Source organism: Burkholderia sp. Bmkn7 (genome assembly GCF_041103175.1).
In the GTDB taxonomy this organism is placed as follows: Bacteria; Pseudomonadota; Gammaproteobacteria; order Burkholderiales; family Burkholderiaceae; genus Burkholderia; species Burkholderia cepacia.
Genome location: NZ_JBGCUH010000002.1, coordinates 3,353,855 through 3,372,641, shown reverse-complemented (window position 1 = coordinate 3,372,641; position 18,787 = coordinate 3,353,855). Strand labels below are relative to the sequence as shown.

11 protein-coding genes are annotated in these 18,787 nt (G+C 65.7%); 3 read left to right on the top strand and 8 right to left on the bottom strand.

The window, feature by feature from the left end; all coding sequences use genetic code 11:
• The first annotated feature begins 143 nt into the window (after positions 1-143).
• Positions 144-1,286: a DUF2827 domain-containing protein gene (locus tag AB3K92_RS20960; protein ID WP_042977538.1), complete on the top strand. Its 1,143-nt coding sequence runs from the start codon at positions 144-146 to the stop codon at positions 1,284-1,286.
• Positions 1,287-1,858: 572 nt separating this feature from the next.
• Here the strand turns inward: AB3K92_RS20960 and AB3K92_RS20955 are convergent.
• Positions 1,859-2,158, bottom strand: a complete 300-nt coding sequence (locus AB3K92_RS20955; RefSeq protein ID WP_162175308.1) for a hypothetical protein — start codon at positions 2,156-2,158, stop codon at positions 1,859-1,861.
• On the opposite strand from AB3K92_RS20955, the gene AB3K92_RS20950 reads away from it, so the two are divergent.
• Together AB3K92_RS20950 and AB3K92_RS20945 are read left to right on the top strand one after the other, a co-directional pair.
• On the top strand, positions 2,072-2,875 hold the full coding sequence (locus tag AB3K92_RS20950; protein WP_027790583.1) for an EAL domain-containing protein: 804 nt from the start codon (positions 2,072-2,074) through the stop codon (positions 2,873-2,875). The genes AB3K92_RS20955 and AB3K92_RS20950 overlap by 87 nt on opposite strands.
• Before the next feature lie 93 nt (positions 2,876-2,968).
• Positions 2,969-3,385, top strand: a complete 417-nt coding sequence (locus tag AB3K92_RS20945; protein WP_048025461.1) for a hypothetical protein — start codon at positions 2,969-2,971, stop codon at positions 3,383-3,385.
• A 103-nt stretch (positions 3,386-3,488) separates the two neighbouring features.
• Here the strand turns inward: AB3K92_RS20945 and AB3K92_RS20940 are convergent, their stop codons facing one another.
• The 7 genes from AB3K92_RS20940 to AB3K92_RS20910 all read right to left on the bottom strand — a co-directional run bounded on the left by AB3K92_RS20940 (position 3,489) and on the right by AB3K92_RS20910 (position 18,523).
• Positions 3,489-5,456 carry an FkbM family methyltransferase gene (locus AB3K92_RS20940; RefSeq protein ID WP_369465737.1) on the bottom strand — a complete coding sequence of 656 codons (1,968 nt, stop codon included), beginning with the start codon at positions 5,454-5,456 and terminating at the stop codon, positions 3,489-3,491.
• 23 nt (positions 5,457-5,479) lie between these two features.
• On the bottom strand, positions 5,480-6,616 hold the full coding sequence (locus AB3K92_RS20935) for a DUF2827 family protein (protein ID WP_369465736.1): 1,137 nt from the start codon (positions 6,614-6,616) through the stop codon (positions 5,480-5,482).
• Between the two features lie 30 nt (positions 6,617-6,646).
• The gene (locus AB3K92_RS20930; protein WP_021163030.1) at positions 6,647-7,114 is read right to left on the bottom strand and encodes a DUF4019 domain-containing protein; all 468 of its coding nucleotides are present in this window, start codon (positions 7,112-7,114) and stop codon (positions 6,647-6,649) included.
• A 26-nt stretch (positions 7,115-7,140) separates the two neighbouring features.
• Complete coding sequence (locus tag AB3K92_RS20925) at positions 7,141-8,295, bottom strand: DUF2827 domain-containing protein (RefSeq protein ID WP_048025464.1); 1,155 nt, start codon at positions 8,293-8,295, stop codon at positions 7,141-7,143.
• 14 nt (positions 8,296-8,309) lie between these two features.
• The gene (locus tag AB3K92_RS20920; RefSeq protein ID WP_048025465.1) at positions 8,310-9,455 is read right to left on the bottom strand and encodes a DUF2827 domain-containing protein; all 1,146 of its coding nucleotides are present in this window, start codon (positions 9,453-9,455) and stop codon (positions 8,310-8,312) included.
• Positions 9,456-9,858: 403 nt separating this feature from the next.
• A complete protein-coding gene (locus AB3K92_RS20915; RefSeq protein WP_021164373.1) occupies positions 9,859-10,527 on the bottom strand; it encodes an OmpA family protein in 669 nt (222 codons plus the stop codon).
• 124 nt (positions 10,528-10,651) lie between these two features.
• Positions 10,652-18,523 (bottom strand): ESPR-type extended signal peptide-containing protein, encoded by a 7,872-nt coding sequence (locus AB3K92_RS20910; protein WP_369465801.1) that lies wholly within the window; start codon positions 18,521-18,523, stop codon positions 10,652-10,654.
• Positions 18,524-18,787: the final 264 nt, after the last annotated feature.

Below are 18,787 nucleotides of genomic sequence, written 5' to 3'. Positions count from 1 at the left end.
GCGCTGACCATCCCTGACAGTATGCGGCGGGCACTCCGCTAGAATGCCGGGTGGCCGGCGGCGTGCGCCGCTTGACGCGGGCGGCGCTTCGCGCGCTACACTGCATCCATTCCATCCCCATCCAACTTCCCATCCCGCCGACGATGACATCCCCTGTCCTGAACGGCCTGCGCATCGGTATCACGATCGGACTGCGTGCCCCTGACGAAAGCATGTGGATCAACGGCATCAAGCAGAACGCGCTGTTTCTCGCGAAGCTGCTGATGGCGTCGCCGCATGGCTACCGCGTGACGCTGGTCAACACCACCGACGTACCGCTCACCGATGCATTGCCGTGGGATCGCAGCGTGTACGACACGCGCGCATTCGCCGAGATGAAGGATGCGCTCGACGTGGTGATCGAGCTCGGCGGGCAGATCGACGGCGAGCAGACGGCCTACCTGAAGGCGCGCGGCGCGAAGCTCGTCAGTTACTGCTGCGGCGTCGAGTACGTCAACGCGATGGAATCGATTCTGTTCGGCCGCCGGCTGTGGGATTCGCTGTTCATCAATCGCGGCTACGACGAGGTGTGGGCGATTCCGCAGATCGCGCCGTCGTCGCTGCCGTTCCTGCAGTCGCTGCGCCGCTGCCCCGGGCGCGTCGTGCCGTTCGTGTGGGACCCGATGTTCCTGAGCGCGCGCGCGCAGTCGCTGCCGGAGCGCGGCGAATACCGGCCGCGCAGCGAGCCGGGCAAGCGGCTGACGGTGATGGAGCCGAACCACGACGTCGTGAAGTTCTGCGTGTATCCGATGCTGATCATCGACGAAGCGTATCGCCGCGATCCGGATGCGATCTGCTTCACGCACGTGACGAACGCCGATCGCCTCGCGCACGACAGCCCCGAGTTCGTGATGCTGATGAACTACCTGGACATCGTGCGCGCGGGCAAGGCGAGTTTCGTCGGGCGCTTCGATACGCCGTTGTTCCTGGCCGACCTGACCGATATCGTCGTGTCGCACCAATGGTCGAACCCGCTCAACTATTTCTATTTCGACGTGTGCTGGCAGGGCTATCCGCTCGTGCACAACGCGAGCCTCGCGCCCGAACTCGGCTACTACTATCCGGACAACGACGTGCAGCAGGGCGCCGATGCGCTGCTGCGCGCGCTGCATACGCACGATGACGACTGGGAAGCGTACACGCGGCGCCAGCGCGACATCCTGAGCCGCTATACGTCGGCGAATCCCGCGCTCATCGCCGAATACGACGCCCTGCTCGCGAACCTGGTCGGCGCATCGGCCGCATAAGGCCCGGTTTTTCTCGCGGCGCACACGTTGCGCCGCGGCCCGCCATCGGGATTGTCCCGCCCTAATGTCTGACGAAATAATGCCGTTAAAAAAGAAACCGCCGAACCCGATCGGTTCGACGGTTTTTGAAGGCACGAATTTGACGGCTCCGAGGGAAGTCCGTCGGAAATCATTTTATAGGTTAACAAGAATTCAAGATTGTTAAAAATGGTTTGATCGATAATCGTCATATGATTTGAATTGATATTATTGATTAACGATGGCTTGATTCGGGTTGGAAATTTAATAATCCGTTTGAAACGGGAAAATTGAGCGCTGCGATGATCGAATGACGTGCGGCAGCCGATTTGCGGCGACGCGCAAGCCGGGCCGCCAGCCTTCACGGCGAGTCCGGCAGCGGGCGAGGGCGCTGCCTCGCGGGCCGGTATTGATCTGATTAATTGAAGATTTTCGAATTTGCGAGGCATGCGGATTACGCGGGAATTGATTCGGACAAGAATGTTTAGGTGCCTGGAATAAACAATATCCGAATCGCGTTTATGTAATTTGCGTTAGTGTGACCTGTCGCACAATCAGTGTTGCGCATGCGTGGTGTATTCCAGTAACTGAATATCGTTGAAAATATCGAATTTGACGGCGCGCCGAAGCGAAAAGTACGCTCCCCGGAAAAGATCGACATAACAGGATGGGCCGGGTAGGCGGCGGAGCACGTCATGATCGGTTTGCTCCGCATGTTTGTTGAGGTCGAGCCGCGATCGGCGGCTCGCCATTTGCCGGAGCGCCGGATGAATGCGGTCGAAGCTCGCCAGGAGGCGAATCGGGAAGCGAATCGTGACGAAATCGATCTCGTGTTCGGCGCCCCCGACGATCATCCCGACCTCGCGTCGGTACGCAGTTTCGTGGAGAGCCGGCTCGCGTTCGCGCAAGAGCCCGTGTGCCGGGCCGACCTGTCGGGCGGTGTGCTGTACCAGGAATGCCTGGCGCGATTGCGGTGGGGCGAGCGCGATGCGCTGCCGCCGGTCGCGTTCCTGCCGCGCCTCGAGGCGCTCGGGCTGATGCGATGGTTCGACCGGCTCGTGGTCGGCCGGACGATCGACGCGCTGCGCGCCGATCCGGCTGCCGTCTACGGCTGCAATGTGGCGGCGGCGAGCGCGGTCGTCGACGATGCGTGGCTGGCCATCTTCAGGCGGCTCGAGCGCGAGCCGTCGGTCGCGGCGCGGCTGGTGGTCGAGATCACGGAGACGGGGCCGCTGAATCCCGTCGCGGGTCGTTCGTTCGTGAACCGCTTCCGGCAGACCGGATGCCGCATCGCGATCGACGATTTCGGGGTGGGTTTCAGCGCGTTGAACAACCTGGTGGTCGGCAATCCCGACATCGTGAAGCTCGACCGGTCGATCCTGTCGATGATCAAGCGCAACGCGATCGGCCGCTACCAGTTCCGCAGGCTGATCGCGTTCGCGCATGAAGGTGCGCGGCACGTCGTCGTCGAAGGCGTGGAGAGCGAGATCGACCGGCAGATCATCGTGGATGCCGGCGTCGCCTGGGCGCAGGGCATCCGTTTTTCATGGCGGTCGCCGGCCGCCGCGTGACGGCGCGGAAACAGGCGGGGTGGCGTGCACGACGCACGCCGGTATCGGGCGTGGCCGGCGCGTGGCCGGGACGAATCGCAAAGGGGCATGGGCATGGCGGGGACGAAGGCCGGAAGCGGAACGGGCACGCAGGCAGCCGGTGCGCGCGAACTCGTCGCGATCGCCGAGCTGGCCGACATGCTGTGGCAGCTGGGCGCCGAATCGACCGAAGTGCCGATCGACGTCGCGCCGTATCTCGACGGACTGAAAACCATTGCGCGCCGCATCCAGCGGATGACGCCGCTCGACGCCGGCGGCCGCGAACTGGCCGCGCGGCACTATTACGCGGGTGTCATCGCGGGCGCGTGCGGCGACGATTCTGCGATCGCGCGCGGCGTGTCCGACAGCCTCGTCAAGTTATCCGGCGGCATCAGCCGGCCGGCGGCGCGTTGCTTTGCCGTGCTCGCGCGAACGGGCCGGCGGCATGGCCGTGTGTTCGCCGCGCAGAGCGGCGACCGGGTGCTGGTCTAGCGCCTGTTCACGCCGGTCGCGGGCGCCGGCGCGGCGCGATGCGATGCGCGCGGCCCGCGTCGATCTCATCTTTTCGTGTAGCGGCCCGAGCGCGCCATACCGGTCAATCCTTCCCGAATCCGCCGAGCACGAACGCCATCGCGCGGTCGACCGCGTCGTCCCATCGGCCGACGTGCGCGGCGCGCACGATCCGGACGCCCGGATAGAGAGCGGTGCGCGAGCCGGTTTCCCAGCGCGCGTCGGCTTTCGGGCTGAGCAGCAGCACGGCCGGCACGCCGAGCGCTCCGGCGAGGTGCACATGCGCGGTGCAGGTGGTCACCACGGCGTCGAGCGCGAGCATCAGCGCCGCCAGGTCGCTGAAATCGCCGATCGCGTGATGCGGGAAGGTCACCGGCAGGTCCGATTGCTCGGACTGCGCGGACAGGTCGCGGTTGATGCAGTACGCGGCGTGACCGTGCAGCCGCGTCAGCGGCGCGAGGTCGCGCAGGCTGGCCGCGCGATGGAAGCGCGCGTCGCTGTCGTCGCGCCCGCGCCAGTTGAGCCCGATGCGGCGCGTGCCGGCGGCATGACCGTCGCGCGACACGCGCTCGCGCCACGCGGCCGCCTGCGCGGGCGGGCAGGACAGGTACGCGCCCGCCGATCCTTTGGGTGCCGGCGCGTAGCCGAACTGCGCGGCGAGCACCAGGAACGAACACCAGTAATCGTGTGCGATCTGCGACGTGTCGATCCACGCGCCGTGCGCGCCGATGAATTCGATGTGCGGGAACGTGTGACGCATCAGGCCCGTCAGCGCGTCCGGAACGACGACGGTCACGCTCGTGCAGCCGAGCAAGTCGAGCGCATGCAGGTAACGTGCGTACTGAAGCTGATCGCCGACACCGCCATAGCTGAGCACCAGCAGTCGCTTGCCCTGCAGCGGCTGGCCCTGGTAGAGCCGCTCCGTCGGCAGCCCGAACTGCGCGGCCGTCAGGATGTTTTCGCTCGCGATGGTGGCGCGGGCCGCTTCGTCGCGCCGGCCGGCACGCAGCAGCAGCATCGAACGCATCAGCTCGAGGCGGCCGCGCGTCGCGTCGGGCAACGCGTCCGGATTGCTGAAGCGTTCGAGCGCCGCGAGCCCGGCATCGGGTGCCCCGGCGAAGCCGTAGCACGACGCGAGTTGCAGCGCGATCGCATCGTCGTCGAGCCCGCGGCCGCGCGCGCGTTGCCAGCGGTCGATCGCGTGCCCCCACTCGCAGCGCGACTCATGGTCGAGTGCGCGGTTCCAGTGCGTTTCAGGCGCGTCGGTATCGGCGGCTGCGTCGGGGTGCGCATCGACGTCGGCCGGCGACGCGACGGCGATCGGCTCGATCGAGATGACCAGCCGCTGCCTGTCCCAGCGCGCGTTGGGCACGCAAAGCAGGTTCAGCGGGTCCATCCGGTAGAACGTGTAGTCGAGGCCGGCAAAGGTGGCGATGATCGGCGCCTCGCCGACTTTCCAGTATTCGACCCAGCACCAGGGCAGGTGCGTCTCGATCAGGCGGCGCGCGCCGCGCAGCGCGTCGATCTCCATGCCTTCGACGTCGAGCTTCAGGAAATCCAGCCGCGACAGGCCGAGCGCGTCGAGCCTGACGACCGGCGTCGGCGTACCGCCTTCCGCGTGCGCGCCGACGAGCGACACCTGGCCAAAGTCGGCATCCTGTCCGTAGTCGACGTCGGGCACCTTCATCGTGCCGTTGGCGCCCGCAAGCCCCATGTTCAGCAGATGAACGTTGTCGAGCTGGTTGAGCGCGACGGTGCCGCCGAGCGCATGGAACAGCGTGCGCTGCGGCTCGAACGCGTACACGCGGCCGCCGCGCGCACGCAACCGATGGGCGATCGGCACGCACACGAGCCCCGCATTCGCGCCGCCGTCCACGGCGATCGCATCGTCCGGCAACTGGTCGATCACCTTCAGGATCGTGTCGAGCTCATCCTGGATGTGCGGCCGCCCGGTCTTGATCAATGCTTCGGCCTGGTACGCGCAGTGCCGGTTGATGACGAACGGACCGTGAATCGAATCGATCACGACGAAATTGCGGACGGTCTGATTCATGGGCGGGAGCAGGGGAAGTAAGGTCAGCCGAGTGCGCGGCCGGCGAACAACTGCTGGATCTGTGCGGAATACGCGTGGACGTTGTGCGCGGCGAGCGTGTTGACCTGATGCAGGCAGCGGCGTGCCGCGGCCGCGTATTCGTCGAGCCGTGCGTCGTGCGTCTGCGCGGCGGTCGCGATCGCACGCGCCGCATCGAAGATCTCGAAGTCCGGATAGTAATAACCGACGTCGCGCAGGAACGGCGAGTTGTGCACGAGCGGGTAGTTGCCGTACAGCGCGTCGTACAGCAGGTAGTTGAGGCCGTTTTCCCAGTGGTGGGACACGACGATGTCGGTGTGATGCGCGGCCCACGCGACGAACGGCGCGCGCACGTCGGCGGTCGCCTTGCCGTCGCGCACCATCTCGAGCCCGAGCGCGAGATGCTTGAAGGCGACGTTTTCCTTCTTGTCGAACGTGTTGGTCATGTACACGTGCTCGACGAGCTCCGGATGCTCGACGTAACACGCGTTGGCGGCGAGCATCGGCACGATCGAGCTTTTCACGACGTTCAGGTTCGGCTCGAAGAATGCGATGCGTTTCGCGGGGCCGTGGTTCCGATAACCGAAGCGCGCCTTCAGTTCGGGATCGGCGTCGAGGCTGCGCTCGATGAAATACGGCGACCAGATGTGCGGCAGCTCGATCACCGGCGCGCGGTACACGGCCTGGAAATACGCGGCGCACGTATGCATGTGCTGCGGGTTGGTCCAGATCTCGTCGAACTGCACGCGGTGCGGGTTCGGCCGCCACTGGTTCTTCTCGAAGTTGATCGTCTCGACCGCGATCACGTAGTCGTTGCCGAAGCGGTACGACACGCACTTGCCGCCACGCCGGCGCACGGCGTCGGTGTGCGTCGAGTCGATGAACGCGTTCATCTCGATCAGCAGGTCGGTCTGGTGGACGACGGCAGACAGCGGCCGCAGCGCGTCGCCGAACGCGTCCATCATCAGCGCCTGCGGATACTCGGTCACGCCTTCGTCGTGCGCGAGCCAGACCTCGCCGATCAGCGGCGACTGCTTCAGCAGCATGTACAGGTACACGCAGTGCTGGTTCGCGCCGTTGTACCAGATCGACTGCGTCGCGTCGCGCTGCACGTTCATCGTTATCGCGACATTGAGTTTCATGACGGCTCCGTGGTGCGGGCGTTGCGCGGGTTACGGCGTATAGTTTTGCGACGAGCGCGGCACATAGCCGGTCAGGCGCCAGTGGCCGTCATCCTCGCGGCGAAAACTCAGCTTCTCGAACATGGTCGCGCCGCTCGTCAGCGTGGTCGCGTAATCGACGTTCGCGTAGAGCCCGTCGGGTGTCGTCGACGCGTTGGTGTAGCGGATGCGCGTGATCTGCGCCCAGCCGCGATGACGGACCGCGCCGACCGACTGGCGCGCACGCTGCATGTCCGACGCGAACTGGTCCTGCTTGATGCGCGCCTTCACGAACGCGGCGGCATCGGTCCACACGTCGTTGTACTGGCCGGCGTCGAGCTGCTTGAACACGGCGTCCGAGTCGCGGAGCAGCGCGTCGGCCGATTCGCCGTCGGCTTGCGCATGCGCGCCGATCGCGATCGATGCGACGGCGCAGCCGATCAGCCATTTGGCGCGGGTGAGGGTCGTGCGTGCGGTCATGTCGGAGTCCGGAAGAGGGCGGCGCGTCACGCGTCGCGATAGAGGGTGGCGATCGCGTCCGTATAGGCGGCGACGTTCTCGGGGTTGTAGATGCTCACGGAGCTGAGCACGTGCTTCGACTGCTCGCGGTACGCTTCCAGGTTCGCGTCGTGCTCGGCGAACGCCTTCAGCAACGCGCGGCCGCCGGCCTGGCAGTCGAAGTCCGGATAGAAATACCCGGCCTTGCCGAGGAACGGCGAGTTGTGGATCAGCGGGTAGTCGCCGTACAACAGTTCGTAGTACAGGTAGTTCTGCGCGTTTTCCCACGTGTGCGACACCACCGCGTCGCCGAACGCGGCCATGAACTCGTACACCGCGTAGCGGCTCTCGAACGTCGTGATCCCGTGGTTCACGATGTCGAGGCTTTTCGCGAAATGGACGAACGTCGCATGTTCCTTCAGGTGCAGCGTGTTGCATACGCGCACGAACTCGAGGAAATCGGGCTTCGCGCGATACGCTTCCTCGGCCACCAGCATCGGGATGACGCTCGTCTTCACCATGCAGATGTTCGGCTCGAACATCGTCACGCGCCAGCGCGGCTTGCCGGGTTCATAGCCGAACGACAGCCCGGCACCGAGTGTCGCGCGCGCCTTGTCGAACAGCATCGGGTGCCAGATGTGCGGAACGATCGTGACGGGCGCGCGCAGGCCCGTCTGGTAATAGTGCAGGCATGAGCGCTCGAATTCGGGAATCGTCCACACGGCGTCGTACGGCGCACCCGAGAACAGGAAACCCGACGGCTTGTTGAACATCGCGCGTTCGATGTCGATCACGTAGTCGTTGCCGACCCGCATCGTGACGACCTTGCCGCCGCGCTCGCGGAATGCGCGCAGGTAATCCGCGCCGAACTGCGCGCTCATTTCGATCAGCACGTCGCAGCGCTGCAGTGCTTCATCCATCGACAGGAGCGGCACGTCCCATTCGCCGAGCATCATCTGCGGATCGGCGACCTGTTCGCCGCCGTTCACCATCACGGCTTCCGCGACGAGCGGCGACTGGCGCAGCAGCAGGATCAGCAGCAGGCAGTTCTGGAAGATGCCGTTTTCCCACAGCGACTGGCCGGCGCCGCGCACGAACAGCGACACGCCGACGACGAGACGCTTGCCCTCGCCGGGCGCTTGACGGGCATTGGAGTCCGACATGCGTATTCTCCGGTTCAGGCGACCAGACGCGAGACGAACGCGTCGAGGTTCGCGGGGTTGTCGATCGAGACCGACTGCAGCAGCCGGCCGGCCTTCGCGCGGTAGTCGTCGAGGCGTTCGTCGTGATGCAGCCACGCGTCGAGCAGTGCACGGCCGCCCGCGGCGGAATCGAAGTCCGGGTAGTAATAACCGGCGTCGCCGATCAGCGTCGAGTTGTGGATCAGCGGATAACCGCCGTACAGCACGTCGTAATACAGATAGTTCTGCCCGTTTTCCCAGTGGTGCGACACGACCGCATCCGCGTGACGCGCCATGAAGCCCGGCAGGTCGAGGCGCGGCTCGAAGGTCGCCTTGTGCTGGCGCACGAGATCGAGGCTGTTCGCGAAGTGCACGAAGGTCGGATGCTCCTTCATGTGCAACGAGTTCACGACGAACATGTGCTGAACCGCGTCCGGACGCGCACGGTAGAACGCGTCGCACGCGAGCATCGGATAGTGGCAGGACTTGGCGACCGAGATGTTCGGCTCGAGCATCGCGAGGTACCACGGGCGGCGGCCGGGCCGATAGCCGAACGTCGCGCCTTCCGCGGCGAGCGCGGCGATGCGCCGATCGAGGAAGTACGGCGACCAGATGTGCGGCATCAGGTGGACGGGCGCGCGCAGGATGGTCCGCAGCATCGGCGCCGCGGTCTTGTCGTATTGCGGCAGCAACCAGACCTCGTCGAACGGCGCGCCGTTGAAGACGTGTCCCGACGGTTTCCCGAAGATCGGGGTTTCGCACAGGCCGGCGTACACGTGCCCGCAGAAGAACGCGGCGATTTTCTTGCCGAGCGCCTTCATGTGTCGGAGCCACTCCACCGGCAATTGCGCGCCCATTTCGATCACGACGTCGAGTTCGTGCGTGACGTCGGAGGGTTTCACGAGCGGAATGTCGAGGCCGTCGAGTTCGAGGCCGGCCGGCAGCGCGTTGGCGTCGCCGCCGTTCAGGAAGTAGACCGGGCCGACGCGATCCGAGCGCTTGAGCATCATCGCGAGGAACGCGATGTTCTGGTGGATGCCGTTTTCCCAGATCGCCTGGCCGTCGCGCGCAAACAGCGAGATGCCGACCGCCGGCCGTTGCTTGCGGGTGCCGCCCGAGGCGGCTTCATTGATGTCCGTCACCGGTTGGTTTCCTCTGCGGCGTCGTGCGTCCGGGCATCGCGTCGAGCGTCTGGCCTGGAAGCGGCGCGCCGTGGATTGTCATGGTTGCATTTGCGCCGGTGCGCCGCGGCGGGCGAATCGGGCGACCTGGTTCGCGAGGGCGGCAGCCGGTTTCCGGCGTGTCATCGGGCACGCCTGGCACGGCGCGTGATTCGGACAGGTTGCCCCGGCGACTGTCTGCGGCGATTGTGGCACGGAAACCGCCGGTTTTGGCGGGACGTGACGAACTTTGACATAGCCGCCGGCCCATGCGAGCCGGGCGCCGGCGAAGCGGCGCCTGGCTCGTCCGGCAGGGGGGCGGGTGCGGGCCGGCGCGGCGCTGACGGCCGGCCGGATCGGGGCGCCGCGCGCGGCGGCGGCCCGCTCAGTGCTGCAGGCGGATTTCGACGCGGCGGTTGCTGGCGCGGCCTTCGGGCGTCGCGTTCGACGCGACCGGGTCGGCCTTGCCGCGACCCGAGACCGTCAGCGAATCGGTCTTCAGGCCGTGTGCCTTCAGGTATGCCGCGACGGATTCGGCGCGGCGCTTCGACAGCGCGAGATTGTAGTCGTCGCTGCCCACCGAATCCGTAAAGCCGGTGACGCTCACCTGCGAGTACGTGTGGTCGGCGCGCTCGCTCAGCAAACGGTCGAGCGATTCGCGCGCGGTCGGGGCGAGCGTCGCGTGGTCGGTGGCGAACAGCGCGTCGCCCGACAGGTTGACCTGTTCGACGACGGCAGCCGCCGGCGCCGGCGTGGCGGCCGGGGCCGCTTCGGCCGGTGCCGCGCCGCACTGGAAGATCAGCGTGGCCGGATCGGATTTGTCGCGCAGCGCGCGGGCCGAGTCGACAGCGCGCACGGGCTCTTCGCCGCAGATCTTGCGGGCGGCCTTCATGCAGGTCTCTGGGCCCGACAGCAGGCCGTGGCAGTCCACCTGGAAGGTGCGCACGCCGTCGCGCGGCTGCAGTTCGGAGGCGCTGAAGGTCGGGCCGGATGCGGTCGAGCACGCGGCGAGGGCCGTTGCGGAAAGCGCGAGCGCAAGAGCGAGTTTGTTCACGGTTACATCCTCAAAACTTGGGTTGACTGAAGCCCGCCACGGGGTGCGCGGCGGGCTCGTCCGGCCGTCGGGGCCGCCGCGGGCCGTCCGGCTGGCGAGCCGGGCGGCCTGGCGGCGCGACGCGTTACTTCCACTGGTACAGCATGCCGGCGCCGATCACCTTCTGACCGCCGCTGAAGCCGCCGTTGATCGACGCCTTCAGGTTCTCCGTGATGCGCGCCTGCATGTTGACCGCCATCGCCTTCTGGCCGAGGAAGGTCGACGTACCCACGCCCATCCCGAAGTTGGCATCGCGATCGAGCTGCGGGATCGATGCCATCGCGCCGACGGCCGCGATACCCTGCTTCGCCATCTGGTCGGTCTGCTGCAGTTGCGAACCCAGCGAGTTGATCTGCGCCTGCTGGCCCGACAGTGCCGTCGACAGCGTCGTCTGCACCTGCGTCAGCTGGTTCACGTTCACCGCGTCGGTGCCTTGCGTACCCGGCGCGACGTTCGTGATCTGGCGCTGCTGCGTGTCGCTGCCGACCGACACCACGTTCGAGCGACCGCCGTCGTTCGAATTCGCGCCGATCGCCACCGAGTTCGAACCCGCGGTGACGGTCGGGACGTCGGTGCCCTTGCCGTTCATGTCGGCCGCGACGCCGTTGTTGTTGGCGGTGCGCGTCGTGTTGTTGTTGATCGTCGTCGACAGCTGGTTCAACGTGTTGTTGATGTTGTTCACGCCGGTCGACAGCGAGGCCACGTTGCTGTTCGTCGTGCTCAGGCCGGTGGACAGCGAACCGATGCCCGTCGAGGTCGACGTCGACAGCGAGTTGACGTTGCTGTTCGTCGTGCTCAGGCCGGTCGACAGCGAGTTGATCGCGGTCGAGGTCGACGTGGACAGCGAGGCCACGTTGCTGTTCGTCGTGCTCAGGCCCGTCGACAGCGAGTTGATGCCGGTCGACAGCGACGCGACGTTCGATGCGGTGGACGTCGACAGCGCGTTGACCGCGTTGTTCGTCGCGTTGAGCTGGCTGCCGTTGATCGCGTCCGTGCTGCTGGCCGAGATCCGGCCCGCGGCGACGTTCGTGATCTGGCGTTCCGCACCCGGTGCGCCGACGCTCACCACGCCGACCGGCGAGCTGCCCGCGAAGAAGTACGTGACACCGCCGATCGTGGCGCTGGAGGTACCGACGGCCGGGGCCGTGACCGAATTCGCGCCGAGTGCGATCGAGTTGGCGACGTTCGCGGTGGCGTTCGAACCCAGGGCGAGCGCGTCGGCGGCGCTGGCCGTGGCGCTCGAGCCGTAGGCCTGTGCACCGACGGCGCTGGCCGTCGACTGGTTGCCCAGCGCGATCGTGTTGTCCGCGGTGGCCTGGTTCGAGCTGCCGAGGGCGAGCGCGCTGGCACCGGTTGCGGTGTTCGCGTTGCCGAGCGCCACTGCGCCGTTGCCGGTCGCCGTGTCGTTCGCGCCCAGTGCGACCGCGCCGGTACCCGTCGCGATGCTCGGGTCGCCGATCGCGACTGCGCCGTCGCCGGTGGCCGTGTTGCCGGAGCCGATCGACACGGCCTTGCCGCCCGTGGCCGATGCGTTCTGGCCGATCGCGACCGCGCCTGCCGACTGCGCGTTCGAACCGTCGCCGACTGCCACGCTGCTCGCGCCTGCCGCGCTGGCGTTCACGCCGGCGGCGAGGGCGTTGGTGCCGGTGGCGCCCGTGTTGTCGTAGTTGGCCTGCTGCGTGCCGTTGTCGTTGACGCTGTAGTAGTGCGTCTTCGCGGCGTTGATCGCGGTCGAGGTCGAAGTCGACAGCGAGGCCACGTTGCTGTTCGTGCTGCTCAGGCCGGTGGACAGCGAGCCGATACCGGTCGACGTCGACGTGGACAGCGACAGGATCGTGCTGTCCGTGCTGCTCAGGCCGGTGGACAACGAGCTGATGCCGGTCGAGGTCGACGTGGACAGCGACGTGATCGAGCTGGTGGCCGAGGAGAGGCCGGTCGACGTGGAGGTCGACAGCGAGCTGATCGAGCTGTTCGCCGACGACAGGCCGGTCGAGGTCGAGGTCGACAGCGAGGTGATCGAGCTGTTCGTGCTGCTCAGGCCGGTGGACAGGGAGCCGATCGAGCTGGTGGCCGACGAGAGGCCGGTCGAGGTCGAAGTCGACAGTGACGTGATCGAGCTGTTCGTGCTGCTCAGGCCGGTGGACAGGGAGCCGATCGAGCTGGTGGCCGACGAGAGGCCCGTCGAGGTCGAGGTCGACAACGACGTGATCGAGCTGTTGGCCGACGAGAGACCCGTCGAGGTCGACGTGGACAGCGACGTGATCGAGCTGTTGGCCGACGAGAGGCCGGTCGAGGTCGAGGTCGACAGCGAATCGATCGAGCTGTTAGCCGAGGACAGGCCGGTCGACGTCGACGTGGACAGCGACGTGATCGAGCTATTGGCCGACGACAGACCGGTCGACGTGGAGGTCGACAGCGAGGTGATCGAGCTGTTGGCCGAGGACAGACCGGTCGAGGTCGAGGTCGACAACGAATCGATCGAGCTGTTAGCCGACGACAGGCCGGTCGACGTCGAAGTCGAGAGCGACGTGATCGAGCTGTTGGCCGACGACAGACCCGTCGAGGTCGACGTGGACAGCGAGGTGACCGAACTGTTGGTCGACGAGAGGCCGGTCGACAGCGAGCCGATCGAGCTGGTGGCCGACGAGAGACCGGTCGAGGTCGAAGTCGACAGCGACGTGATCGAGCTGTTAGCCGACGAGAGGCCCGTCGAGGTCGACGTGGACAACGACGTGATCGAGCTGTTAGCCGACGACAGACCCGTAGAGGTCGAGGTCGACAGCGACGTGATCGAGCTATTGGCCGACGAGAGGCCGGTCGACGTGGAGGTCGACAGCGAATCGATCGAGCTATTGGCCGACGAGAGGCCGGTCGACGTGGAGGTCGACAGCGAATCGATCGAGCTATTGGCCGACGACAGACCGGTCGAGGTCGAGGTCGACAGCGAGGTGATCGAGCTGTTAGCAGACGACAGACCGGTCGACGTGGAGGTCGACAGCGAATCGATTGAGCTATTGGCCGACGAGAGGCCGGTCGAGGTCGAGGTCGACAGCGACGTGATCGAGCTGTTCGCCGAGGACAGGCCCGTCGAGGTCGACGTCGACAGCGAATCGATCGAGCTGTTAGCCGACGACAGACCCGTGGAGGTCGAAGTCGACAGCGACGTGATCGAGCTATTGGCCGACGAGAGGCCAGTCGAGGTCGAGGTCGACAGCGAATCGATCGAGCTGTTAGCCGACGACAGACCGGTCGACGTCGAAGTCGACAGCGAGGTAATCGAGCTATTCGCCGACGACAGACCCGTCGAGGTGGAAGTCGACAGGGACGTGATCGAGCTGTTCGCCGAGGACAGGCCGGTCGAAGTCGAAGTCGACAGCGAATCGATCGAGCTATTGGCCGACGAGAGGCCGGTCGAGGTCGAGGTCGACAGCGACGTGATCGAGCTGTTAGCCGACGAGAGGCCCGTCGAGGTCGAGGTCGACAGCGACGTGATCGAGCTGTTCGCCGAGGACAGGCCCGTCGAGGTCGACGTCGACAGCGAATCGATCGAGCTGTTAGCCGACGACAGACCCGTCGAGGTCGAGGTCGACAGGGACGTGATCGAGCTGTTGGCCGAGGACAGACCCGTCGAGGTCGAAGTCGACAGGGATGTGATCGAGCTGTTCGCCGAGGACAGGCCCGTCGAGGTCGACGTCGACAGCGAATCGATCGAGCTGTTAGCCGACGACAGACCCGTCGAGGTCGAGGTCGACAGCGACGTGATCGAGCTATTGGCCGACGACAGACCGGTCGACGTGGAGGTCGACAGCGAGGTGATCGTGCTGTTGGCCGACGACAGACCCGTCGAGGTTGAAGTCGACAGGGACGTGATCGAGCTGTTGGCCGACGAGAGGCCGGTCGAGGTCGAGGTCGACAGGGAGGTGATCGAGCTGTTAGCCGACGACAAACCGGTCGACGTCGAGGTCGACAACGAATCGATCGAGCTGTTGGCCGACGACAGACCCGTCGAGGTTGAAGTCGACAGGGACGTGATCGAGCTGTTGGCCGACGAGAGACCCGTCGAGGTCGAAGTCGACAGCGACGTGATCGAGCTATTGGCCGACGACAGGCCCGTCGAGGTGGAAGTCGACAGCGAATCGATCGAGCTGTTAGCCGAGGACAGGCCCGTTGAGGTTGAAGTCGACAGCGAAGTGATCGAGCTGTTGGCCGACGAGAGACCCGTCGAGGTCGAGGTCGACAGCGAAGTGATCGAGCTGTTCGCCGACGAGAGGCCGGTCGACGTCGAGGTCGACAGGGACGTGATCGAGCTGTTAGCTGACGAGAGGCCCGTCGAGGTCGAAGTCGACAGCGAATCGATCGAGCTGTTAGCCGAGGACAGACCCGTTGAGGTTGAAGTCGACAGCGACGTGATCGAGCTATTGGCCGACGACAGGCCCGTCGACGTGGAAGTCGACAGCGAAGTGATCGAGCTGTTCGCCGACGAGAGGCCGGTCGACGTCGAGGTCGACAGGGACGTGATCGAGCTGTTGGCCGACGAGAGGCCGGTCGAGGTCGACGTGGACAGCGACGTGATCGAGCTATTGGCCGACGAGAGGCCGGTCGACGTGGAAGTCGACAGCGACGTGATCGAGCTGTTAGCCGACGACAGGCCCGTCGAGGTCGAAGTCGACAGCGACGAAATGGCACTGGTCGCGGTACCGACCTGTTGGGCGACGGAATAAAGCTGGCTACCGTTGATCGCGTCGGTACTGGTCGACGTTACCTGGCCGGCGGCGACATTGGTGATTTGCCGCTCGTTGTTGGCGCTGCCGACGCTAACGGTGCCAACCGGCGTGGTGCCTGCGAATCCGCCGAACGTGACGCCGCCGACGGTTGCGCTGCTCGTGCCGACGGGCGCGGCGTCGGCCTTCGAGCCGGCGCCCAGCGCGACGGAATTGTTCGTGCTGGCGATGGCGCCGCTGCCGATGGCGACGGCGTCGGTGCCCGTCGCGGTGCTGTCGGCGCCGGTCGAGTTCGCGTGGAAGTACTTGATGCCCTGGCTGTTGATGCTGTCGATTGCCGAGCCGACGCTGTTGGCGGTCGACGTCGTGCCGTTCGAGTTGTACGTGGTGTACGACGGGGCCGAGACCTTGCCGGTTGTCGGGTCATACGTCGAGCCACCGCCAAGTGCCGAGGCCGTGCTGCTACCGAGGTTGTCTGTCTTCGTCGAGACCGTGCTCAAGCCGGTGGACAGCGAACCGATCGAGCTGGTGGCAGACGACAGGCCGGTCGACGTGGAGGTCGACAGCGAGATGACCGAGCTATTGGTCGACGAGAGGCCGGTCGAGAGCGAGCCGATCGAGCTGGTGGCCGACGAGAGGCCAGTCGAGGTCGAAGTCGACAGGGACGTGATCGAGCTATTAGCCGACGACAGGCCGGTCGACGTGGAGGACGACAGCGAAGTGACCGAGCTGTTCGTCGACGAGAGACCGGTCGACAGCGAGCCGATCGAGCTGTTGGCCGACGAGAGGCCAGTCGAGGTCGAAGTCGACAGGGACGTGATCGAGCTGTTAGCCGACGACAGGCCGGTCGACGTGGAGGACGACAGCGAAGTGACCGAGCTGTTCGTCGACGAGAGGCCGGTCGAGAGCGAACCGATCGAGCTGGTGGCCGACGAGAGGCCAGTCGAGGTCGAAGTCGACAGGGACGTGATCGAGCTATTAGCCGACGACAGGCCAGTCGACGTGGAGGACGACAACGACGTGACCGAGCTGTTGGTCGACGAGAGGCCGGTCGAGAGCGAGCCGATCGAGCTGGTGGCCGACGACAGGCCGGTCGACGTGGAGGACGACAGCGAAGTGACCGAGCTATTCGTCGACGAGAGGCCGGTCGAGAGCGAACCGATCGAGCTGGTGGCCGACGACAGACCGGTCGAGGTCGAAGTCGACAGGGACGTGATCGAGCTATTAGCCGACGACAGGCCGGTCGACGTGGAAGACGACAGCGAAGTGACCGAGCTGTTGGCCGACGAGAGACCGGTCGACAGCGAGCCGATCGAGCTATTAGCCGACGACAGACCCGTCGACGTGGAGGACGACAGCGAGGTGACCGAGCTATTGGTCGACGAGAGACCGGTCGACAGCGAACCGATCGAGCTGGTGGCCGACGACAGACCCGTCGACGTAGAGGACGACAGCGAGGTGACCGAGCTGTTGGCCGACGAGAGACCGGTCGACAGCGAGCCGATCGAGCTGGTGGCCGACGACAGACCCGTCGACGTGGAGGACGACAGCGAGGTGACCGAGCTGTTGGCCGACGAGAGACCGGTGGACAGCGAGCCGATCGAGCTGGTGGCCGACGACAGACCCGTCGACGTCGAGGACGACAGCGAAGTGATCGAACTTTTCGTCGACGAGAGACCAGTCGACAGCGAGCCGATCGAACTGTTGGCCGACGACAGACCCGTCGACGTGGAGGTCGACAGCGACGTGATCGAGCTATTCGCCGACGACAAGCCGGTCGAAGCCGACGTCGACAGGCTCGTGATGCTCGACGTCGTCGTGCTCGCGACCGAGTAGAGCTGGCTGCCGTTGATGGCGTCGGTGCTGGTTGCGCTGACGAGGCCAGCGGCAACGTTCTGGACGCGGCGTTCAAAGCCGGCCTGCCCGACGCTGACGACACCGCCAGCCGCTCCGGAGCCCGCGAAGTTGCCGAACGTTTGACCGCCGATCGTGGCGCTGCTGACGGTCGTGGTGCCGCCGGACGTCGACGTCGACAGGCTGCTCGTCACGGCGTTGTAGCCGAGGGCGACCGAGTTCGCGACGCTTGCGGTCGAATTCGAACCGAGCGCCGTCCCGTAGGTACCGGACGCCACGGCTGCCGCACCGACAGCGACCGCGCCGGCGGTGCCGCTGGCCGTCGAGCCGTTGCCGAGCGCCAGCGCATCGGTGCCGCTGGCAAGCGACTTTGCGGCGAAGCTGCCGACGTTGCCGAGCGAGATCGCGCCGGTGCCCGTCGCGGTCGAGGAATTGCCGATGGCGATCGAGCCGTTCGTGCCCGTGGCGCTGGCCGAGCTGCCAAGCGCAACCGAGCTGTTGGTTGCGGTGGCGGTGTTGCCGATGGCGACCGAACCGGTGCCCGATGCGGAGTTGCCGTTGCCGATCCCGACGGCGCCGTCGCCGCTCACGCTCTGAGCGCGGCCGATTGCCACCGCGCCGCCGTTCGCGCTACCACTGTTGGCCGTCGTACCCGACGAACCGATCGCGACGTTCTGGCCGGTTGCGCCGGAAATGGTTCCATCGCCCTGTGCAATGCCGTATGCGCCGTTGGTCGTCGCACCGCGGCCGATCGCGATGCCGGACGTTGCGCTGGAGGTGACCGACGATTGGCCGCCGATCGAAATCGAATCCTGTGCGGCCGCCTGTGCGCCTGCGGTGGCGTTGCTGCCGATTGCGGTCGAGCCGACGCCGGATGCCTGCGTCTGGATGCCGTTGACCGCGCTGGTGCTGCCGAGGGCGGTTGCGTAGTTGGCGGTTGCTTTCGTGCCGCTGCCGACGGCGGTCGCGAAATTACCGGTTGCCGACGTACCTTGACCGAACGCAGATGCCGCAGTCGCGGTGGCCGAGGAGCCGGTACCGAATGCCGTTGCATTCGATGCGGTGGCGACCGTATTGGTCGGCGAGTTCGCGCCAATGGCGACCGCGCCGGCGGCGGAGGCGGTCGGGCTCTGGCCGGGAACGGTGAATCCGCTGGAGCCGGCGCCGATGGCAATCGAGGTTGCATTGGTCGCGTTCCCGCCCCCGGCGCTGTACTGCGCATGCGCAACGTTGCCGACGCCTGCCCCCGCGACGAGCACGGCGGCTGCGACGGCCTTCACGACAGCCGACTTGTTCGGCTTGCCCCGTGCCGAATCGTGTTCAGACGCAGCGACCCAGGCGCCGAGGGCTTCGTTCCAGATCGAGCGGTATGTGCGGTTCATGTCCTGCTACCTCCAAATGTGCACGCCACACACCGGTCTCTTTTGTTAGAGGAATGCTCCGTGCGCTCGCGCGAATCTCAAAATTGATGGGCGGAGTTTATTGGAGGAGGATTTTTTAGATTGCTAAAAAGTGATAAATGTCGTGTTTGAAAAGTTAAAGGATGGTTAATGGTCGGTGTTTTGATGCATCAATAAGGAATGAATTTGTAAGACGTAAGAATGAAAAATGTAGGATCGTAGTCTCTCGATGGGCATTACATATTT